This window comes from Planococcus beigongshangi, assembly GCF_016820495.1.
GTDB classification, from domain to species: domain Bacteria; phylum Bacillota; class Bacilli; order Bacillales_A; family Planococcaceae; genus Planococcus; species Planococcus beigongshangi.
In genome coordinates this window covers 244,536-266,296 of the sequence record NZ_JADHDU010000002.1, presented here as the reverse complement: position 1 = coordinate 266,296, position 21,761 = coordinate 244,536, and the positions used below count along the sequence as shown (strand labels likewise).

General features: G+C 47.7%; 22 protein-coding genes. 21 read left to right on the top strand and 1 reads right to left on the bottom strand.

Features of this window, described 5'->3' with window-relative positions; translation table 11 throughout:
• The first annotated feature begins 95 nt into the window (after positions 1 to 95).
• The 16 genes from aroQ to spo0A all read left to right on the top strand — a co-directional run bounded on the left by aroQ (position 96) and on the right by spo0A (position 14,556).
• On the top strand, positions 96 to 536 hold the full coding sequence (aroQ, locus tag IQ294_RS05450; protein WP_203333006.1) for a type II 3-dehydroquinate dehydratase: 441 nt from the start codon (positions 96 to 98) through the stop codon (positions 534 to 536).
• Positions 533 to 1,600 (top strand): M24 family metallopeptidase, encoded by a 1,068-nt coding sequence (locus IQ294_RS05445; RefSeq protein ID WP_284699719.1) that lies wholly within the window; start codon positions 533 to 535, stop codon positions 1,598 to 1,600. The genes aroQ and IQ294_RS05445 overlap by 4 nt, the downstream gene beginning before the upstream one ends.
• Positions 1,601 to 1,617: 17 nt before the next feature.
• On the top strand, positions 1,618 to 2,178 hold the full coding sequence (efp, locus tag IQ294_RS05440; protein WP_203333004.1) for an elongation factor P: 561 nt from the start codon (positions 1,618 to 1,620) through the stop codon (positions 2,176 to 2,178).
• A 107-nt stretch (positions 2,179 to 2,285) separates the two neighbouring features.
• Positions 2,286 to 2,798, top strand: a complete 513-nt coding sequence (gene accB / locus IQ294_RS05435) for an acetyl-CoA carboxylase biotin carboxyl carrier protein (protein WP_203333003.1) — start codon at positions 2,286 to 2,288, stop codon at positions 2,796 to 2,798.
• Positions 2,799 to 2,818: 20 nt separating this feature from the next.
• The gene (accC, locus tag IQ294_RS05430; RefSeq protein ID WP_203333002.1) at positions 2,819 to 4,168 is read left to right on the top strand and encodes an acetyl-CoA carboxylase biotin carboxylase subunit; all 1,350 of its coding nucleotides are present in this window, start codon (positions 2,819 to 2,821) and stop codon (positions 4,166 to 4,168) included.
• Between the two features lie 14 nt (positions 4,169 to 4,182).
• Entirely contained in the window at positions 4,183 to 4,581 is a 399-nt protein-coding gene (locus IQ294_RS05425) for an Asp23/Gls24 family envelope stress response protein (protein WP_203333001.1), read from the top strand.
• Positions 4,582 to 4,798: 217 nt separating this feature from the next.
• A complete protein-coding gene (nusB, locus tag IQ294_RS05420) occupies positions 4,799 to 5,182 on the top strand; it encodes a transcription antitermination factor NusB (RefSeq protein ID WP_203333000.1) in 384 nt (127 codons plus the stop codon).
• Between the two features lie 21 nt (positions 5,183 to 5,203).
• The gene (gene folD, locus IQ294_RS05415) at positions 5,204 to 6,064 is read left to right on the top strand and encodes a bifunctional methylenetetrahydrofolate dehydrogenase/methenyltetrahydrofolate cyclohydrolase FolD (protein ID WP_203332999.1); all 861 of its coding nucleotides are present in this window, start codon (positions 5,204 to 5,206) and stop codon (positions 6,062 to 6,064) included.
• A gap of 84 nt (positions 6,065 to 6,148) precedes the next feature.
• Complete coding sequence (gene xseA / locus IQ294_RS05410) at positions 6,149 to 7,510, top strand: exodeoxyribonuclease VII large subunit (protein ID WP_284699718.1); 1,362 nt, start codon at positions 6,149 to 6,151, stop codon at positions 7,508 to 7,510.
• Positions 7,503 to 7,739: an exodeoxyribonuclease VII small subunit gene (xseB, locus tag IQ294_RS05405; RefSeq protein ID WP_203332997.1), complete on the top strand. Its 237-nt coding sequence runs from the start codon at positions 7,503 to 7,505 to the stop codon at positions 7,737 to 7,739. The genes xseA and xseB overlap by 8 nt, the downstream gene beginning before the upstream one ends.
• Positions 7,736 to 8,614, top strand: coding sequence for a polyprenyl synthetase family protein (locus IQ294_RS05400; protein WP_203332996.1), 879 nt, complete (start codon positions 7,736 to 7,738; stop codon positions 8,612 to 8,614). The genes xseB and IQ294_RS05400 overlap by 4 nt, the downstream gene beginning before the upstream one ends.
• Before the next feature lie 93 nt (positions 8,615 to 8,707).
• A complete protein-coding gene (gene dxs, locus IQ294_RS05395) occupies positions 8,708 to 10,612 on the top strand; it encodes a 1-deoxy-D-xylulose-5-phosphate synthase (protein ID WP_203332995.1) in 1,905 nt (634 codons plus the stop codon).
• Positions 10,609 to 11,430 (top strand): TlyA family RNA methyltransferase, encoded by an 822-nt coding sequence (locus IQ294_RS05390; protein ID WP_203332994.1) that lies wholly within the window; start codon positions 10,609 to 10,611, stop codon positions 11,428 to 11,430. The genes dxs and IQ294_RS05390 overlap by 4 nt, the downstream gene beginning before the upstream one ends.
• A 102-nt stretch (positions 11,431 to 11,532) precedes the next feature.
• Entirely contained in the window at positions 11,533 to 11,982 is a 450-nt protein-coding gene (ahrC, locus tag IQ294_RS05385; protein WP_203332993.1) for a transcriptional regulator AhrC/ArgR, read from the top strand.
• 88 nt (positions 11,983 to 12,070) lie between these two features.
• Complete coding sequence (gene recN / locus IQ294_RS05380; protein WP_203332992.1) at positions 12,071 to 13,768, top strand: DNA repair protein RecN; 1,698 nt, start codon at positions 12,071 to 12,073, stop codon at positions 13,766 to 13,768.
• A 35-nt stretch (positions 13,769 to 13,803) separates the two neighbouring features.
• On the top strand, positions 13,804 to 14,556 hold the full coding sequence (gene spo0A / locus IQ294_RS05375) for a sporulation transcription factor Spo0A (RefSeq protein ID WP_203332991.1): 753 nt from the start codon (positions 13,804 to 13,806) through the stop codon (positions 14,554 to 14,556).
• Positions 14,557 to 14,633: 77 nt separating this feature from the next.
• On the opposite strand, the gene IQ294_RS05370 is transcribed toward spo0A, so the two are convergent.
• Positions 14,634 to 14,867, bottom strand: a complete 234-nt coding sequence (locus tag IQ294_RS05370) for a DUF2627 domain-containing protein (RefSeq protein WP_203332990.1) — start codon at positions 14,865 to 14,867, stop codon at positions 14,634 to 14,636.
• A 121-nt stretch (positions 14,868 to 14,988) separates the two neighbouring features.
• Here IQ294_RS05370 and IQ294_RS05365 point away from each other — a divergent pair, with 121 nt between their 5' ends.
• From IQ294_RS05365 to lpdA, 5 genes are all read left to right on the top strand, one after another.
• Positions 14,989 to 17,034, top strand: coding sequence for a sigma-54 interaction domain-containing protein (locus IQ294_RS05365; RefSeq protein ID WP_203332989.1), 2,046 nt, complete (start codon positions 14,989 to 14,991; stop codon positions 17,032 to 17,034).
• 131 nt (positions 17,035 to 17,165) lie between these two features.
• Complete coding sequence (gene yqiS, locus IQ294_RS05360) at positions 17,166 to 18,080, top strand: phosphate butyryltransferase (protein WP_255536197.1); 915 nt, start codon at positions 17,166 to 17,168, stop codon at positions 18,078 to 18,080.
• Between the two features lie 22 nt (positions 18,081 to 18,102).
• Complete coding sequence (locus tag IQ294_RS05355) at positions 18,103 to 19,197, top strand: Leu/Phe/Val dehydrogenase (RefSeq protein WP_203332988.1); 1,095 nt, start codon at positions 18,103 to 18,105, stop codon at positions 19,195 to 19,197.
• Between the two features lie 20 nt (positions 19,198 to 19,217).
• On the top strand, positions 19,218 to 20,303 hold the full coding sequence (gene buk, locus IQ294_RS05350; RefSeq protein ID WP_203332987.1) for a butyrate kinase: 1,086 nt from the start codon (positions 19,218 to 19,220) through the stop codon (positions 20,301 to 20,303).
• An 18-nt stretch (positions 20,304 to 20,321) separates the two neighbouring features.
• Entirely contained in the window at positions 20,322 to 21,749 is a 1,428-nt protein-coding gene (gene lpdA / locus IQ294_RS05345) for a dihydrolipoyl dehydrogenase (protein WP_203332986.1), read from the top strand.
• Positions 21,750 to 21,761: the final 12 nt, after the last annotated feature.

The window sequence follows — 21,761 nt, the reverse complement described above, 5'->3', positions numbered from 1 at the left end:
TAAATCAGAAGAGAGTGCCAATTCACGACTTTTAGTTGCTCGATTCATCTCGTATGATAAAATAATGAAGAAGTTAAAGACGGGGAGTGATGGAGATGCGCGTCCTGGTATTGAATGGTCCCAATTTGAACAGGCTGGGCAAAAGAGAGCCGGATGCTTATGGCACGTTTACGCTTGCGGAATTGGAACAGGACCTTGAAGAATTCGCCTACGGCAATGGAATCGAGTTGACTTGCAGCCAGTCGAACCATGAAGGTGAAATCATCGATTGGCTCCAGCAGGCCGAGAGGCAGAACCTGGATGGCGTCGTTTTGAATGCTGGTGCCTTCACGCATACAAGCGTTGCAATCCGTGATGCCATCGCTTCCATTGAAGTACCGGTGATCGAAGTGCATATATCGAACATTTATAAACGTGAAGACTTCCGGCACAATTCCTATTTGGCGCCGGTCGTGCAAGGGCAGATCACCGGATTTGGAAAAGATGTTTATTTCCTGGGTCTGCATGCCTTGCTTTTACGAAATCAGAGAGGATGAAAAGTTTGAAACTGCAAAAATTACGCAAAGAAATGGCCCAACACGAAATTGAAGCTTTCCTGATTACGAGTGAATTTAATCTTCGCTATATTACAGCCTTCACTGGCTCTTCCGGTTTGGCTATAGTAACGGAAGACAAAGCGCTTTTCATCACGGATTTCCGATATACCGAACAGGCGGCAGAACAATGCAAAGGCTTTGAAATCGTACAGGCTAAAACGAATCTTTTGGAAGAGGCTGCTGAGCAAGCGAAAAATCTTGGCATCCAAAAACTCAGTTTTGAAAAGGACTTCATGACTTACTCATCTTATGAACAATATAAAGAAAAAATGGATGCGGAATTGAAACCGGTCAGCGGCATCATCGAAAAAATCAGGATGATCAAGACTCCGGAAGAAGTGGAGATATTGAAGGCTGCGGCAAAAATCGCCGATGATGCTTATGAATATATTTGTACCTTCATCAAACCGGGCATGACCGAACTTGAAGTCTCGAACGAACTGGAGTTCTTCATGCGTAAGCAGGGAGCCACTTCTTCGTCATTCGATATCATCGTGGCCTCCGGATTCCGGTCGGCGCTTCCTCACGGGGTCGCCTCCGACAAAGTGATCGAATCCGGCGATTTCGTTACGATGGATTTCGGCGCTTTGTATAACGGGTATATTTCTGATATCACACGCACCGTGGCAGTCGGTGAACCTTCTGAAAAATTGAAGGAGATTTATCAGGTGGTCCTTGAAGCCCAGGAGATGGGTGTTGAAAAAATCGGACCCGGCATGACGGGATTCGATGCGGATGCTATCGGCCGCGACCACATCAAGTCCAAAGGATACGGCGATGCTTTCGGACACTCGACTGGACACGGCATCGGACTGGAAGTGCATGAAGGGCCGGGATTGTCATTCAAATCCCAGGTTGTTCTTGAACCGGGCATGGCTGTAACGGTGGAACCGGGAATTTATTTGCCGGGCATTGGCGGAGTGCGCATTGAAGATGATATACTGATAACCGAGTCTGGCAATGAAAGATTGACTAAGTCTTCAAAAGAGCTGCGCATTTTATAAAAACGGAGGAATTATTTATGATTTCAGTAAACGATTTTAAAACAGGCATGACAGTTGAAGTAGACGGCGGAATCTGGCGCGTGATGGAATTTCAACACGTAAAACCAGGTAAAGGCGCGGCATTCGTCCGTACGAAATTACGCAATCTGCGCAGTGGAAGTGTAACCGAGAAAACTTTCCGCGCTGGTGAAAAAGTGGCTAAAGCCCAGATCGACAATAAAAAGATGCAGTATTTGTACGCAAACGGCGATGTCCATGCGTTCATGGATTCTGAAACATATGACCAGATTGAATTGCCGGAAAAGAGCATCGAATATGAATTGAAATTCCTTCAGGAAAATATGGAAGTCCAGATCATGCAATTCCATGGCGAAGTGCTTGGTGTTGAATTGCCGAATACGGTCACTCTGGAAGTCGTAGCGACAGATCCGGGGATCAAAGGGGATACAGCAAGCGGCGGAACGAAACCAGCGACGCTTTCCACCGGCTTGACGGTCCAAGTGCCTTTCTTCATCAATGAAGGCGACCATTTGATCATCAACACGACAGATTCGTCTTACGTTTCTAGAGCACAATGATAAACAGGGCCTCCTATGCCAGGAGGCCATCTTCTAAGAGAATGGCAACTGCATATGCAACGTTCTGGTTGACGAATACATTTCATACATAAGGGGAGTAGGATACTTTGAAAATCCAGGAAATCCGTGAAATTATTAAATTGGTGGACAATTCGTCCATCAGCGAATTCAAGTACGAAGCAGAAGGCGTTAAAATCAAATTGAAGAAAAATGGCGAGGCGGCAAGTGAAACAGCTGCACCTGCTGTTCCAGCACCAACCCCGGCAGCTCCGCAAACTCCTGCAGCACCGGTAGCCCCGAAAGCAGTTGAGGCTGCGCCACAGCCTGCAGCCAAGGAAGAACCGGCTGATCCAGCAGCGACAGCGGAAAACGCTGCAGGAATGCATAAGATCCTGTCTCCGATGGTCGGGACTTTCTATCAGTCTCCATCACCGGAAGAGGCGGCTTATGTGAAAGTAGGGGACAAAGTCACATCCGAGCAAGTCGTTTGCATCGTTGAAGCGATGAAACTGTTCAACGAAATTGAAGCGGAAGTGGATGGGGAAATTGCTGAGATTCTTGTAAAAGATGGACAACTCGTCGAATATGGGCAGCCTTTATTCCTCGTTAAATCAAACTGAGGAAAAGGGGGATTCAAGCGATGAAAAAAGTATTGATAGCAAACCGCGGTGAAATAGCCGTGCGCATCATCCGCGCCTGCAAAGAGATGGATATTGAGACTGTGGCGGTTTATTCGGAAGCGGATAAGGAAGCGCTTCATGTCGAACTTGCGGACGAAGCTTATTGCATCGGTCCAAAACTTTCCAAAGACAGTTATTTGAATTTCTCGAATATCATCAGTGTCGCGAAACTGACGAATTGTGATGGAATCCATCCTGGCTATGGTTTTTTGGCGGAAAACGCCAGCTTTGCCGAACTTTGCGAGGAATGCGACATCATGTTTATCGGCCCGACTTCGGATGCCATCTCTAAAATGGGGACAAAAGATGTTGCCCGCGAAACCATGAGGAAAGCGGGAGTTCCTGTTGTGCCGGGTTCTACCGGTATTGTGGCAAGCGAAGAGGACGGACTGGAAATTGCCGAGAAAATCGGGTTTCCTGTTATCATCAAAGCCACTGCCGGCGGTGGCGGTAAAGGGATCCGTGTAGCAAGAAACCGCGAAGATTTCGTAACAGGCCTTCGCATGACTCAAAAGGAAGCTGCTGCAGCATTTGGCAATCCTGGGGTCTACATCGAAAAATTCATTGAAGATTTCCGCCATATCGAAATCCAGGTGCTGGCGGATTCGCATGGCAATGCCGTTCATCTCGGTGAGCGCGATTGCTCGATCCAGCGTCGCATGCAAAAATTGGTCGAAGAGGCGCCGTCACCGGCTTTATCACCGGAGTTGCGCGCAGAAATGGGCGATGCCGCTGTTAAAGCTGCACTGGCGGTCGATTATCGCGGTGCCGGAACGGTCGAATTCATCTTTGACGCCGTCAATCAGAAATTCTATTTCATGGAAATGAATACACGTATTCAAGTGGAACATCCGGTAACTGAAATGATTACCGGCGTAGATCTCATCCAGCAGCAGCTGAAAGTGGCTTCCGGTGAAACTTTGAGTTTCAAACAGGAAGACATCACATTCAAAGGCTGGTCGATCGAATGCCGCATCAATGCGGAAAATCCGGCGAAGAACTTTATGCCGTCAGCTGGCCGCGTCGATATGTATCTTCCGCCAGGCGGGCTAGGTGTCCGCATCGATTCTGCGATGTATCCGGGCTACAGCATTCCGCCGTATTATGATTCGATGGTGGCTAAATTGATCACATATGCTGATACGCGCGAAGAGGCCGTCGCTAAGATGAAACGTGCACTTGATGAATTCGTCATCGAAGGTGTATTCACCACAATACCGTTCCATCTGAAATTGATGGACCACGAAGTTTTCAAATCGGGAGATTTCAATACGAAATTCCTTGAAAAATACGATGTTCTGAATTCCTAGGAAGGAGTGTTTTTATGGCTGAAAAAACGGTTCCATATGTACAGGTGAAACCTACGAACAAACAGAACCTGGGTAATATCGAAGTTGCACCGGAAGTCCTGGAAATCATCGCGAGCATTGCGGCTACAGATATCGAAGGTGTTGCCAGCATGCGCGGAAACTTTGCCTCCGGCGTTGCAGAACGCCTTGGCAAAAAAGTGCACGGCAAAGGGGTAAAAACCGAGCTTTCCGAGGAAGGCCTGATGATCGACATCTATTGCGTCATCAATTACGGAGTCTCTATTCCGCAGACAGCTTTGAAAATTCAGGAACAGGTCCGCCAGACGCTGGAGAATATGACATCCCTTCAAACGCAGGAAGTGAACGTCCATATCACGGGTGTCCAATTTGACTCCCAGCAGCAAATAGATTAATCCAGAAAGCCGGTCCATTGCCTATAAGGCGGGGACCGGCTTTTCTTTTGAGGAAAATAGAAGCCATTTGATCTAAGTGGAATAGTTTACGCCTTTCTTGACGATTTTATGAACACGGGCGATGCAATCGTTTTCGGAACATTTCAAACATGGAAGTTCAGGCGTATTATCTGTATAATGAGGAATAATTAGCAGTGAAAAGGAGACCGAATTTACTATGAAACGACATGAAGCACGCGAAAAGGCACTCCAGACTTTATTCCAATTGGAAGGTACTGAGCTGACAATCGAAGAAGCGATCGACCATGTAATGAACGGCGAAAACGATAATTTCTATACGCTTCTTGTCGAAGGCACCCATACCAATATGAGTGACATCGATGAAAAACTGAAAGGCCATCTTGAAAATTGGTCATTGGAAAGATTGCCGAAAATCGAACGTACGATATTGCGCATGGCCGTATTTGAATTATCCTATATGGAAGATGCGCCTTCACGGGTCATCATGAACGAAGCGATCGAACTCAGCAAAACATTCGGGGATGATAAATCCAGCCGATTTGTAAATGGTGTATTATCGAAGTTTACCGACGAAACTTAATAGTAAATAGGAGGAATTATCTTGTCAGCCACTTTAATCGATGGAAAAGCAGTTAGCCAGAAAATCAAAAGCGGGATAGCAGAGAGAGTTGAAAGATTGGCCGCCAGAGGAATTGTTCCAGGATTGGCAGTTGTGCTGGTCGGAGACGATCCGGCTTCCCATACATATGTCACGAGCAAAAAGAGAACATGTGAAGCTCTTGGGATGCGTTCGGATCTGCTGCAGTTTCCTGCATCCATGTCCGAAGAAGATCTGCTGGAACTGATTGGAAACTTGAACAGGGATCCGGAAATACATGGCATATTGGTGCAATTGCCCCTTCCGGATCATATCGATGAATTTAAAGTGATCGTGGCAATTGATCCCGAAAAAGATGTGGACGGCTTTCACCCTGTCTCCGTCGGAAACATGAGCATCGGCCGGGAAGCATTTTTGCCGTGCACGCCGCACGGCATCCTAAAGCTGCTGGAAGAATATGAGATCGACCCTGCAGGAAAACATGCGGTGGTGATCGGCAGAAGCAACATAGTCGGAAAACCGGCCGGGGTTCTGCTCCTCCAAAAAGATGCGACAGTTACATACTGCCATTCCAAGACGCGGGACCTGAAAAACTTTACACGCCAGGCGGATATCCTCATATCAGCTATCGGGCGTGCTAAATTCCTTGGCAAGGACCATCTGAAAGATGGCGCTGTAGTGATTGATGTCGGCATGAACCGCGATGAAAACGGTAAATTATGCGGCGATGTGGATTTTGACGATGTGTTGGGAACGGCTTCCTATATCACGCCTGTCCCGGGCGGTGTGGGTCCGATGACGATCGCCATGCTGATGGAAAATACACTGCTGTCGGCTGAAAGAGGATCAACGGAGACAAAATGACGGGGAGCATGTAAAATAAGGAGTAACATGGCTGTTTTTCGAAAGAAAGACGGCTTTTTAATTTGGTAGATGGGGGCTGAAAATTTGACGTCCGATCCATACTTAAGCGTAAAAGCATTAACGAAATACATAAAGAAGAAATTCGATGCCGATCCCCACTTGCGTGATGTTTACGTGAAAGGGGAACTTTCGAATGTAAAAATCCATACTAGCGGCCATATTTATTTCACTTTAAAAGATAATTCTGCCAGACTGCCGGCAGTGATGTTCGCAGCGAGTGCACGATCAGTCAAATTCAAACCTGAAAGCGGCATGACCGTCTTGATCCACGGAGATGTATCGGTCTACGAAGCATCCGGCCAATACCAGCTCTATGCCCAATCCATGCAGCCTGACGGAGTAGGGGATTATTATCTTGCTTTCGAACAATTAAAGAAAAAGCTGGCGGCTGAAGGTTTGTTCAATGCCTCCCATAAAAAACAGCTTCCGCGTTTTCCTGAAAAAATAGCAGTTGTGACTGCACCGACAGGAGCGGCGGTCAGAGATATCATCATTACATTGAACCGGCGCTATCCGATGGCGAAAGTTACAATCTTCCCGACACTCGTACAAGGGGAGCAGGCGACGAGGTCTATCGTCCAGTCGATACAGGCGGCCAATCGTTCGGATTTCGACGTGATGATCGTCGGACGGGGCGGCGGTTCGATCGAAGATTTATGGGCATTCAATGAAGAAGCGGTTGCACGGGCGATTTTCGACTCCCGTGTTCCTGTCATTTCAGCTGTAGGCCACGAAACGGATACGACGATCGCGGATTATATCGCTGACCTTCGTGCAGCTACACCTACAGCAGCGGCGGAACTGGCGGTTCCAAGCCGAACGGATTTGCTGGACAGGGTGATCAATCAGCAAAGCGGCATGTACCGGATCTTATCGAATCTGCTGGAAAGAGAGAAGACCGCGCTGAGGAAACTGGAGACTTCGATGCCTTTTGCATATCCGGAACGGTTATACCGTCCCTTTACAGAAAGGGTGGAACGGGCGACGGAATCACTGCAGCGGGAAGTTTTCCAGCAGTTGAACCGGTCGCGTGAGCGGTTCACTTACCTTGACCGGCAACTGGCGAACCGGATTCCGCTGCAGAGGATCAGGCAATCGGAAGCGGATATGGCCAATCTTCAGAAGCGGCTGGAACAGGCTGCCCTTCAAACGATGAGCCACAATAGGATGAAACTGGGATCGACCATCCGGACACTCGATGCGCTCAGTCCATTGAAGCTGATGGAAAAAGGCTATACGATTCCATATAAAGATGATGTGGTTGTAAAAAGCATCCATCAGGTGGAGCCCGGAGATCTGGTTAAATTGACCATGCAGGACGGAGTCGTTGAAGCTGCCGTCAAAAATACTATTCCAACTACAAAAGGGGAGCATACTAATGGCTGAAAAAGAAATTATGTTCAACGATGCGATGCATCAATTGGAAGAGATCGTAAGGCAATTGGAGCAGGGGGATGTGCCCCTTGAAGAAGCGCTCACGCTGTATCAAAAAGGCATGCAGCTCTCAAAAGTCTGCCATAGCAAATTGCAGAATGCCGAAGAGCAGCTTGTCACGATGATGAAGGACGGGACAGAAACTCAGGTGGAAATCGGGAAGGACGGTAATTCCAAATGAAACTGAACGAATTCCGGAATTATTATGAACCTTTGATCCAACAGGAATTGGCGGAACAGATCGCTGTATTGCAAATACCCCATTCATTGAAGGAGTCCATGCATTATTCCCTGCAGGCCGGGGGGAAACGCATCCGGCCGATTCTGCTGCTGGCCGTCATGCGCGAACTGGGAGCTGATCATCCTGACGCATTGAAGGTTGCGGCCGCCGTTGAAATGGTCCATACCTATTCATTGATCCATGACGATCTGCCGAGTATGGATAATGATGATCTGAGAAGAGGGATGCCCACCAACCATAAGGTTTTCGGGGAAGCTGTCGCCATATTGGCCGGAGATGCCCTGTTGACATACAGTTTTGGCCTGCTATCGCGCCTTAAGGATGTATCGAATGATGATAAAATCCAGCTGATTGATCTGCTGAGCGTATCAGCAGGAGCCGAAGGGATGGTCGGCGGCCAGATCCTTGATATCGAAGGCGAAGAGAAAAACCTCGCGCTGGAGGAACTTGAACAGGTCCACCGACTGAAAACGGGCGCATTGTTGACTTACAGTATTGTGGCAGGTGCGATTCTGGCAGGTGCGAAGCCTGATGCAATGGTGGCGCTCTCTAAATTCGGCGAACATGTAGGCCTCGCATTCCAGATCCAGGATGATATCCTGGATGTGACCGGTACGTCGGAAGAGCTCGGGAAAACTGCCGGCAAAGATGAAAGCAGCGAAAAAAGTACATATCCAGGCATTCTCACATTGCCTAAAGCAAAAGAGAAATTGGCGCATCATGCGACCGAGGCGCTCGCTGCAATCAGTGGGCTGGACGGGGATATGGGGCTCTTAAAAGAACTGACGGCAATGATCATCGAAAGAAAAAATTGATCATAGGGGCTCCAGTTTGTACATTCGCCCACAATTGATATAATGTAGAGAGAAATATAGCGGAAAAAATTTTTAAAAAAGGTGTGTGATGGAATGGATCTTCATACGATTACTAGTCCATCTTTCTTAAAAGAGCTGGATAATGAGCAGCTCGTCGAATTAAGCGAAGATATCAGACGATTTTTAATAGAGAACTTATCGAAGACCGGGGGACATATCGGGCCGAACCTGGGCGTCGTCGAATTGACGATTGCGCTTCACCGCGTATTCAACAGTCCGGCAGATAAATTGATCTGGGATGTCGGGCATCAGTCCTATGTCCATAAGATTCTGACGGGAAGAGCTTCACAATTTGATACGCTCCGCCAGTTCAAGGGGCTTTGCGGTTTTCCGAAACGGAACGAAAGCGACCATGATGTCTGGGAGACCGGACACAGCTCGACGTCTCTGTCGGCGGCAATGGGAATGGCTGCGGCACGCGATATCAAAGGCGCTAAAAATCATGTGATTCCGATCATCGGCGATGGTGCCCTTACCGGCGGGATGGCTCTAGAGGCGCTTAACCACATCGGACATGCCAATACGGATATGATCGTCATTCTGAATGACAACGAAATGTCGATTGCCCCGAACGTCGGTGCTCTCCATTCGGTTCTCGGAAGGATGCGTACGGCAGGTAAATATAATAAAGTCAAAGATGACCTTGAATATCTATTGAAAAAAGTTCCTGCAGTCGGCGGAAAATTGGCTTCGACAGCCGAACGCGTCAAGGACAGCCTGAAATATCTGGTCGTCTCCGGCATGTTCTTCGAGGAGCTTGGATTTACGTATCTCGGACCGATAGACGGCCACGATTTGGAAGAACTGGAAGATAATATCCAATATGCGAAAAAAGTCGGCGGTCCTGTCCTCCTGCATGTCGTAACTAAAAAAGGTAAAGGCTTCCTGCCGGCCGAACAGGATAAAATTGGCACATGGCACGGAACGGGCCCTTATAAAATTGATACGGGTGACCTGGTCAAATCATCATCTACCGCGCCTTCGTGGAGCGGGCTGATAGCCGAAACCACCCGCAAGCTTGCGCGCACCGACGAACGGATTGTCGCGATTACCCCTGCCATGCCGGTCGGTTCGAAACTGGAAGGCTTTGCTTCCGAATTCCCTAACAGGTTCTATGACGTGGGGATCGCTGAGCAGCATGCGACGACGATGGCAGCCGGACTTGCCACACAGGATATGAAGCCGTTTTTGGCAATCTACTCGACTTTCCTTCAGCGCGCATATGATCAGGTTCTTCATGATATTTGCCGTCAGAACCTCAATGTCTTCATCGGCATCGACCGCTCGGGACTCGTTGGAGCAGATGGTGAAACGCATCAGGGCGTATTTGATGTGGCCTTCCTTCGCAATCTGCCGAATATGGTCGTCATGATGCCGAAAGATGAAAACGAAGGACAGCATATGGTTAAAACTGCCATCGATTATAACGGCGGCCCGATTGCACTCCGCTATCCGCGGGGCAACGGTCTGGGCGTAGCGATGGATGAGCAGCTGCAAGCATTGCCGATCGGAAGCTGGGAAGTATTAAGAGAAGGCAGCGATGCAGTCATCCTGACATTCGGAACAACGATTCCGATGGCGCTCGATGCTGCTGAGAAGCTTGCTGAAAAAGGCATTCAGGCGGAAGTGGTCAATGCCCGCTTCATCAAGCCGATGGATGAAGGCATGCTGCATGACATCTTCAAACGCAATATCCCTGTGCTGACTTTGGAAGAAGCGGTTCTTCAGGGAGGCTTTGGCAGTGCGGTTCTTGAATTTGCCCACGATCATGGCTATCAGGATGCTGTCATCGACCGTATGGGAATTCCGGATCAATTCATCGAACACGGAGATGTGGCTGAATTGATGGATGAAATCCACTTGAACAGTGATGAAGTGATCGTGAAGATTAAAAACCTGGTTCCGGAAAAGTCAGAGGCAGGATTTAAGGCACTATGAATAAAATAAAAAAAGAGCGCGTGGATGTTCTCCTGGTTGAACGGGGAATTTGTGAAACGCGTGAAAAAGCGAAACGAGCCATCATGGCGGGAATTATTTTTTCCGGCACTGAACGGATGAGCAAACCCGGAGAGAAAATTCTCGCCGATGCGCCTCTATTGATGAAGGGCAATGATTTGAAATATGTCAGCCGGGGTGGATTGAAGCTTGAAAAAGCCCTCGCTGAGTTTGATCTTGATGTAGACGGGAAACTGATGCTTGATATCGGTTCCTCGACCGGCGGATTCACTGATTGCGCTTTGCAGAACGGGGCAGCCCATTGCTATGCGCTGGATGTCGGTTCCAATCAGCTTGCGTGGAAAATCAGGCAGGATGAACGTGTAACAGTAATGGAGCGGACGAATTTCCGTCATTCAAAACCTGAGGACTTCACTGAAGGCTTGCCTGAATTCGCAAGTATCGATGTGTCGTTCATTTCATTGAAAATCATACTGCCTGTGCTGAAAACGATTCTTGTGCCTGGCGGTGATGTCATCGCGCTCGTTAAACCTCAGTTCGAGGCAGGACGTGAAAATGTCGGCAAAAAGGGGATTATAAGGGATCCGAAAGTCCACCAGGAAGTCTTGGTGAAAGTCGGCGGCTTTGCTGCTGAAGCCGGGTTCCATATCCGTAATATGTCCTTTTCTCCTATTACCGGCGGTGAAGGCAACATCGAATTTCTTTTTCATCTGCAATCAGCTCTTGAAAACGAGGAAATTCAAGTTGTTTCCAAGGAAGAAGCCGCACAAATCGTCAAATTGGCACATGATCATCTTTAGCTAGAAAACACATGCCGGCCGGCATGTGTTTTCTTGTTTTTATGGTCATATAAAGGTACGATATAAGAGAATTAGAATAATTATTCATTCAGGGGGCACATTATGAATAAAGGACAACGCCATATTAAAATCCGCGATCTCATTTCAAACCGTGAAATTGAAACACAGGATGAGTTGGTGGATTTACTGAAAGCCGGCGGATATGAAGTGACGCAAGCCACTGTTTCTCGTGATATAAAAGAATTGCATCTTGTAAAAGTTCCTTTGCAGGATGGCCGTTATAAATATAGTCTGCCTGCAGATCAGCGGTTCAATCCGATGCAGAAACTTCACCGTGCCTTGACCGACGCCTTTGTCAGCATTGACGGAGCCAGTCATTTCCTGGTGATGAAAACATTGCCGGGCAACGCCCATGCGATTGGTTCTTTGATCGACCATTTGGATTGGCCGGAAATACTCGGCACGATCTGCGGTGATGACACCTGTCTGATCATTTGCAGGGACATAGAACAACGCGATGTTTTAAAGCAGCGATTAATCGAGATGCTTTGATCCGATCGGGTTTTTACTGTCAGCCGGTCCAGCTTGAGGAAGTGGGAGCCATACTGGCTGTTAATTCAGGTTAAAGAGGTGAAAGCAGATGCTTCGTGAATTGGATATAAGAAATTTTGCTATCATAGAAAATCTGACGGTCAGTTTCACTGATGGCCTGACTGTATTGACGGGCGAAACCGGAGCTGGGAAGTCGATCATCATCGACGCGGTCAATTTGCTTGCCGGTGGCAGAGGGAGCCAGGAATTCATACGCCACGGAGCGTCCAAAGCAGAAATTGAAGGGCTTTTCTCCATTGAAGACCCGAATCATCCTGTCTTCCGCAAGATGGATGAGCTGGGGATCGATTCTGCTGAAGGAGATGTATTATTGCGCCGTGAACTCAATGACAAAGGCAAGAACGTCTGCAGGATCAATGGGAAGCTTGTGACGATATCTATCCTCCGGGAAGTCGGCGGTGCGTTGATCGACATCCATGGGCAGCATGAAACCCAGGAATTGATGGATGAAAAACGCCATCTTCATTTATTGGACCAGTATGCCGGTAAAAGTCTGCATAAGGCAAAAGCGAGTTATACGGATACGTACGAAAAATATATGAAATTGAAACGGGAATTTTCCTCCTACAATGAAAATGAGCAGCAAATTGCACAGCGGATCGACCTTTTGACTTTTCAGCTGCGTGAAATTGCTGCTGCAGAATTGGTTGCCGGGGAAGAGGAAGAATTACATCTGGAGCGTAAAAAGCTTCAAAATTTCAATAAAATCTACGAATCTGTGTCCGCTGCCCACGAGGCGATCCAGGGTGAATCGAAAGGCCTTGACTGGGTAGGGTCTGCGATGTCCGAACTGGAACATGCGGCATCTGTTGATGATACATTCCAGAGCCATTCGGAAATGGTCAATGGGGCTTTCTTTCAATTACAGGATACAGCAACCGAGATAAAACGGATGCTGGATATGATGGAATTCGATCCATCCCGGCTCAATGAAATTGAGCAGCGGCTGGGAGTCATTCAGTCTTTGAAGAGGAAATACGGGGCTTCTGTAGAAGATATCCTTATTTTCCATGATGCTCAGACCGATGAACTCGATAAATTATTGAACCGTGACCAGCGGCTTCAACTCGATCAGCAGAAGCTGAAAGAACTGACCGAAGATCTTAAAGTCGAGGCGGAGGAATTGACGCTGCTCCGTGAAAAAGCGGCTGTGCGCCTCAGCAAGGATATAATGGAACAGCTCCGCGAACTGCATATGGGCAAAGCATCATTCAAAGTGATGTTTGAACCGTATCCGCAAGGTAAATTCGATCGCAACGGCGGAGATTCAATTTCATTCCACATTTCAACAAATTTAGGCGAACCTCTGAAGCCTTTGACAAAAGTTGCGTCAGGCGGAGAATTATCCCGTATGATGCTTGCTCTAAAAACGATCTTTTCAAAACATCAAGGGATCACTTCCATCATTTTTGATGAAGTGGATACAGGCGTCAGTGGACGGGTGGCTCAGGCGATTGCCGAAAAGATTGCAGCAATTTCTGTCCATTCCCAGGTTCTTTGCATTTCTCATCTTCCTCAGGTAGCCGCAATGGCAGACCAGCATCTTTTCATAGAGAAGAAAGTTGAGAAAAAACGTACTGTTACAGTGGTGCATGACTTGGACGGACGTGAACGGACGGAAGAAATGAGTCGTATGCTCTCGGGTGCTGAAATTACAGAACTCACTTTGCAGCATGCAGATGAACTGCTGAAGCTTGCCAAAGACCGGAAGTTGGCGCTGAGATAACACTCCACCAGGCAGTTACAGGAGGAAAAGAGAAGATGGATAAGATTAGAATTGCAATTGCGGATGACAATCGCCAATTGGCGGAAATGATGACGGACTATCTCAATCTACAGCAGAATATGGAAGTGGTGGCGGTTGCGCATAATGGAAAAGAATGCATCGAAATGCTGAAGGCGCAACAGGTGGATATTCTGTTATTGGATAATATCATGCCTTTTTTGGACGGGATTGGCGTACTAGACGCCATCAAAGGGGATCAGGAGCTGGAGAAAGTGCGGGTCATCATGCTTTCTGCATTTGGCCGTGAGGACCTGATGAGCCAGGCTGCCAAAAACGGTGCGTCCTATTTTATCATGAAGCCATTTGAACTTGATCGGCTGCTGCTGCAGATCGAACATATCATGGCTCAGGAGGACCCGGAAGTAAAAGATGATCCGGTCACGGCTGTCGTCAAAGAAATCGGCATTCCTCCGCATATCAACGGCTATATTTATCTGAAAGAGGCAGTCAATCTGGTATTGGAAGATCCGAATATCATCTATAAGATCACCAAATCCCTGTATCCGGGAATCGCTGCTAAATTCGATACAACTGCGACCCGAGTGGAACGGTCGATCAGGCATGCGATCGAACTGGTCTGGAACCGCGTTGATATCAAAGTGATCGCCCAGACTTTCGGATACAGTGAAGAATATTTGAAGAACCGGCCGGCAAATTCCGAATTCATCGCGATGATGTATGAAACGGTCCAGCGGAATATGGAAAATGAACAGCAGGATGATGACTAGAAGCTTTTCAACTGTTAATGCAAAAACGCCCACCTGAGCCAGGAGGGCGTTTTTTTTTATGTCACTGCCGCTGTTCCTTATTTCTGGAACCTCTTCGCGACTGTTCCTTTTTTTCGGTCACGGTTCAGCAGGAAACCTGCAAAAAAGCCGACGCCGAGTACGGTGAATATCAGTCCGAGTACAAACTGCAGCCAAATGAACGGGTAGGGCTCCAGCAATATATTGAACACGGAATCCCTCATCAGTTTTATGCCGTAAGCGGCCATGATTCCAGGTATCAGAAGTATGATGAATGCAATTAGACGTCCCATGTTTCCACTCCTTCTTATCCATTGTTCCGATTTCCAACAAAGTTGTCAAGAAAACCATACTGATGTAATCTAAAATAGGATTGCAATAAATTGCATAGAGCTAAAGGGGATTTGAATAATCTTGCAAAAAGTATTGATCATCGGAGGCGGCGCAGGCGGACTGGCTTTATTGAATGTACTTGGGGATTCCGAGCACCTTGAATTGATGGGGATTGCGGATATTAACCCGGATGCGCCTGCGCTGGAAAAAGCAAAAGAACTCGGTATAGCAAGCAAAGAAAGATATGAAGATTTTCAAAAGGATATATTTGACATCGTCATCAATGTTTCCGGCAGTGAAGCAGTGCAGCGTCAATTGGAAGATCACTTTCCAGCGTCGACTGTCATTATCCCCGGAAGCATAGCGAATTTTATCGTAAAGCTGATTGATGAAAAAGAACATTTCATCAATAAACTGAGCGTTGAGAGCCACAAGCAAAATATCATCTTCAATTCCATCGAAGAAGGGATGATCGGGATTGACCGGGAAAGCCATATCATTTTCATGAATCGCTCAGCTTCCCGGATGTTGGAGAAAAGTGCAAGGGATGCAATCGGAAAACATATCCATGAATTGATTTCTTCCAGCGAACTGCCCCGGATCTACGAAACGGGCAGGACCGAACTGAACCGTGAGCTGCGGTTGAAAAATGGGTTGAAGATCGTCACTTCCCGTTTTCCCATGATAGATGAAAGAGGAGACATCATCGGGGCGTTTGCTGTATTCCAGGATATTACCGAGGTCGTCTCCCTGGCGGAGGAGATCACGGATTTGAAGGAAATCCAGACCATGCTCCAGGCGATCATCCAGTCAAGTGATGATGCCATTTCAGTGGTTGATGAAAATGGTTATGGATTGATGGTTAATCCCGCCTATACACGGTTGACCGGCCTTCAGATGGAAGAAGTGATCGGCATGCCGGCTTCAGCTGATATTTCCGAAGGTGAGAGTATGCATCTGCGTGCTCTCCAGACCAGAAAACCGGTTCGCGGAGTCAATTTGAAAGTGGGCCCGGCGAACAGGGAAGTCATCGTGAATGTCGCTCCGATCATCGTTGATAATATTCTGAAAGGGAGTGTCGGGGTCATCCACGACACCACTGAAATCCGTTCGCTTATGAAGGAACTTGACCGTGCAAGGAGCATAATCCGGACGCTCGAATCGAAATATACGTTCGACGATATCATCGGCCTTTCACCGGAGATGCAACTATCCCTTCAGCAGGCAAAATTGGCCGCTCAGACACCAGTGACAGTGTTGCTCCGCGGGGAATCAGGCACAGGCAAGGAATTATTCGCCCATGCCATCCACAGCGCGAGTGACCGGAAATACAATAAATTCGTGCGGGTCAATTGCGCGGCCCTGTCCAGTGAATTATTGGAAAGCGAACTTTTTGGCTATGAAGAAGGGGCGGTGCCGGGCATAAAAAGCGGCAAGAAAAAAGGGCTGATCGAAGAGGCTCATAACGGCAGTATCTTCATTGATGAAATCGGTGATTTATCGCCATCGATCCAAAGCAAATTGCTGCGTGTCCTGCAGGAACATGAAACTTTACGGATCGGAGGGACCAAATCGGTACCCGTAAATGTGCGCGTCATCGCCTCCACGAACGCTAATATGGAAAAAGCGCTGCTCGATGGGACTTTCAGGGAAGACCTCTACTACCGCCTCAACCGCATGCCGATCCTGATTCCGCCGCTCAGAAGCAGGAAGCAGGATATTCCCCGCATCGTCGACCGGCTATTGATGAAACTGAATCAGGAATACGGCAGAAATGTGGAGTCGATTACGGAAAAAGCGCTGCATTTACTGCGGTTATACGATTGGCCGGGCAATGTGCGTGAGCTGGAAAATGTACTCAGCAGAGCGATGATTTTCATGAATAACAATGAAAAAGTGCTAAATGAACAATATATTCCACTGAATATGATCAAAGCCCCCGAGGCAAAAAATGAAGTGGCGATTGAAAGCGGGAGCCCCCTGCAGGAACAGCTGGAAACTGTAGAACGCGGCATCTTGCAAAAGGCGCTTGAGCTGCATAAAGGCAATAAATCCAGAACGGCGAAATCTTTGGATATTTCTCTCCGGACCCTTTATTACAAACTTGAAAAATTCGGTTTGGATTGATTTTTGCAGTAAATTGCACGCTTTTGCAAGGATTTGCAAAAGGATGAGGCATTTTAGGCTGATAAAACGCTTACATCCCTTATATTACGCGGAACTATCTGTTTTAATTAGATAAGAATGGGGTGAATAGTTTGACCACATTAAATGAGCTTGTCAATCAGATATCCATGGAACAGAAACAACATGACGTAGCGGTCGCCGCTGCTGCCGACCTTGAAGTATTGGAAGCAGTGGATTTAGCGATCAGCCGTGAGATTGCGAGTTTCAGCCTGTTTGATGAAGAAGCCAAATTAAGGCGGATGATCAGCAAGCATTACCCTCATCTGCTGGACCATCCGAAAGTCCGTCTTTACAACGCAAGCGGAGCTGCAAAAGCTGCAAGTGAAGCTGTAAAATCCGTTTTCACCGAAGAATCGAGTGTCCTGATGAAAGGGCATATTGCCACGGCTGTGCTCCTCAAAGCAGTTCTGAATGAAGAATACGGTTTGCGGACGGAAAATATCCTGTCCCATGTAGCCGCATTTGAAATCCAGGGTTTCAACCGGCTCATTTATGTTACGGATGCCGGCATGAACATAACACCTAATTTGAAGCAAAAAGCTCAAATCATTCGCAACGCCGTGCACATCGCCCGCTCGCTCGGAGTGGAAACGCCTGTAGTGGCTCCACTCGCTGCTGTTGAAGTGGTCAATCCGGCAATGCCGGCAACCATGGATGCAGCCGCCTTGACTGTCATGAACCAAAGAGGGCAGATCAAGGATTGCATCGTCGACGGGCCCCTAGCTCTCGACAACGCGATTTCTACACTTGCAGCCGAGCATAAAGGCATCTCCGGCGATACAGCCGGAAAAGCTGACATTTTAGTTGTTCCAAATATTGAATCAGGCAACATCCTATACAAATCTTTGGTCTACTTTGCACAGGCCAAAGTCGGCGGTGTCATTGCAGGTGCAAAAGCGCCGATTGTTCTGACTTCCCGGGCCGACAGTGCTGAAAGTAAATTATTTTCACTGGCACTCGCGCTCCGTTCATCAACTATTGAATAACAATCACTAGGAGGAATATAAAATGGAAATTTTTAAAAAAATGGAAGAACATGATTACGAGCAATTGGTTTTTTGCCAGGATAAGAATTCCGGACTAAAAGCGATCATCTGCATTCATGATACGACTTTGGGGCCAGCACTTGGCGGAACACGCATGTGGAATTATGAAACGGAAGAAGAAGCGATCGAAGACGCAATCCGTCTTGGCCGTGGAATGACTTATAAAAACGCAGCAGCAGGCCTGAATCTTGGCGGCGGTAAAACAGTTATCATCGGTGACCCGTTAAAAGATAAGAACGAAGAAATGTTCCGTGCATTCGGCCGTTTCATCCAGGGATTGAACGGGCGTTATATTACTGCGGAAGATGTTGGGACTACAGTAGCTGATATGGACTTGATCCACGAAGAAACTGATTTTGTAACTGGCATCTCTCCGGCATTCGGCTCTTCAGGCAATCCATCACCGGTGACGGCATACGGCGTTTACATCGGTATGAAGGCGGCCGCGCTGGAAGCATTCGGTGACGATTCACTGAAAGGGAAGAAAGTTTCCGTTCAAGGCGTCGGAAACGTTGCTTATACATTATGCGAATACCTCCACAAAGAAGGTGCAGACCTGATTGTTACGGACATCAATAAAGAGGCTGTTCAGCGTGCAGTCAATGATTTCGGTGCGACAGCTGTCGAGCCTAACGAAATCTACTCGCAGGATGTTGATATTTTTGCACCATGTGCGATGGGCGCTATCATCAATGATGAAACGATTCCGCAGTTGAAAGCGAAAGTTGTGGCAGGTTCCGCGAATAACCAATTAAAGGAAGAACGCCACGGCGACGAACTTGAAGCGCGCGGCATCGTCTACACTCCTGACTTTGTGATCAACTCGGGCGGCGTTATCAACGTGGCTGATGAATTATACGGATACAATAACGAACGTGCGATGAAACGTGTAGAAACGATCTACGACAGCATTTCACGCATCTTCGAAATTTCGAAACGTGATGGAATTCCTAGCTACCAGGCTGCAGAACGCATGGCGGAAGAACGCATCGAGCGCGTACGCAACTCCCGCAGCCAGTTCCTGCGCAACGAACATAACATCATTAGCAGACGCTAATACAGAATGGAGGGATCTATTTGCAAGAGCAGTCTTATCGCATACTGGTCATTAACCCAGGTTCCACGTCGACTAAAATCGGCGTTTTTGATAACGATATTCTGATCATGGAAAAAACGATCCGCCATTCTGCAGAAGAGATCAATGGATTCCCCACAATCATCGATCAGTATGCTTTCAGAAAACAGACCATACTGGAAGCATTGGATGAGGAAGGGATGAATATTTCAAAACTTTCCGCTGTCTGCGGCAGAGGAGGATTGCTTCGTCCGATCGAAGGTGGAACTTATGCTGTCAACGAAGCGATGCTGGGGGATCTCCGTAAAGGGGTATCCGGCCAGCACGCTTCGAATCTTGGCGGCATCATCGCCAATGAGATTGCTGACGGATTGAACATCCCCGCCTTTATCGTGGATCCCGTTGTAGTGGATGAACTTGATCCGATTGCGCGCATATCCGGGTTTTCATTGATTGAACGAAAATCGATCTTCCATGCACTGAACCAGAAGGCGGTCGCCAGAAGATATGCAAAACAAAAAGGGCGGCGCTATGATGAGCTCCGTCTGATCGTGACGCATATGGGCGGCGGCATTACTGTCGGTGTCCATAAGGACGGCCGTGTGGTCGAAGTGAATAATGGCCTGCACGGCGATGGTCCATTTAGTCCTGAGAGGGCTGGGACTGTTCCTGCCGGCGATTTGGTGGAATTATGCTTTTCAGGTCAGTATTACCGGCATGAAATCATGAAGCGCCTTGTCGGCCAGGGAGGACTTGTCAGCTATCTCGGCACGAATGATGCAGTGACTGTAGAGAAACGCATCAAAAAAGGCGATGAACAGGCACAGCTGGTCTATGATGCCATGGCTTATCAAGTAGCCAAGGAAATCGGTTCGGCAAGTGCCGTGCTGGAAGGCAAAGTCGACGCGATCATCTTAACCGGTGGGCTTGCCTACGGAAAAGAATTCGTCAAATCGATTTCCGGCAGAATCAGCTGGATCGCTGATGTGGCGGTCCATCCCGGCGAGAATGAATTGCAGGCTCTCGCAGAAGGTGCGGTCCGTGTTCTGAACGGCGAAGAAACAGCTAAGAATTATCCCGCTTTATAATAGAAGGAGGACATTTACATGGCACAGAATTATGATATTGTCATCCTGGGCGGCGGAACAGGCGGTTATGTGGCAGCCATCCGTTCAGCTCAATTGGGTTTGAAAACGGCGATCGTCGAAAAGGGCGATTTGGGCGGTACATGCCTTCACAAAGGATGCATTCCGAGCAAGGCACTTCTCAGAAGTGCGGAAGTTTACTCGACTGCCAAAAACCACGCAGCTGATTTCGGCGTGCAAACAGGGGAAGTCACACTTGATTTCTCGCGTGTGCAGCAGCGAAAACAGGAAATTGTCGACCAATTGCATAACGGCGTCAAAGGATTGATGAAAAAAGGGAAGATCGATGTTTACGAAGGCATCGGCCGCATTTTGGGACCTTCCATCTTCTCGCCGAATCCAGGTACGATTTCAGTTGAAATGAATAATGGAGAAGAAAACGAGATGTTGATCCCCCATAATGTCATCATCGCAACGGGTTCACGACCAAGAAGTTTGCCAGGTCTTGAAATCGACGGCAATTTCGTCATGAGTTCTGATGAAGCGCTCGCCATGACTGAATTGCCGAAGTCGATGCTGATCGTCGGAGGCGGAGTTATCGGAATCGAATGGGCATCCATGCTGAACGATTTTGGTGTCGATATCACCGTCATCGAATACGCAGACCGGATCATTCCGACAGAGGATAAAGACATTTCAAAAGAAATGCTGAAATTATTGAAGAAAAAAGGCATTAAATTTGCTGTAAATGCAAAAGTCATGGCGGATACCCTTGAAAAAGGTGAAAACAGCGTTACGATCCAAGCGGACATCAATGGTGAAAATCAGCGTTTCACTGCTGAGAAAATGCTGGTATCGGTCGGACGACAGGCAAATGTCGAAGGAATCGGCCTTGAAAACACAGATATCATCGTGGATAAAGGGTTCATTCAAGTTAAAAATACCTTCCAGACAAAAGAATCGCATATTTACGCAATCGGCGATGTCATCGGCGGACTTCAATTGGCGCATGTGGCTTCACATGAAGGCATTACTGCTGTAGAGCATATTAAAGGGAATAACCCGCACGCCATCGATTATGATAAAGTTTCCCGCTGCATCTATTCAAATCCGGAAGCGGCAAGTGTCGGCATCACGGAAGATCAGGCAAAAGAAAAAGGATTCGACGTCAAAGTCGGGAAATTCTCTTTTAAAGCAATCGGTAAAGCGCTGGTTTACGGCGAATCTGATGGTTTTGTCAAAATCATAGCTGATAAGGAAACGAACGATGTGCTGGGCGTCCATATGATCGGGCCACACGTAACGGATATGATTTCTGAAGCTGGGCTGGCAATGGTCCTGGATGCTACACCTTGGGAAATTGCAGATGCGATCCACCCCCACCCGACATTATCTGAAATTATGGGTGAAGCTGCACTGGCAGTTGACGGAAAAGCAATCCACAGTTAAAGGAGGAAAATT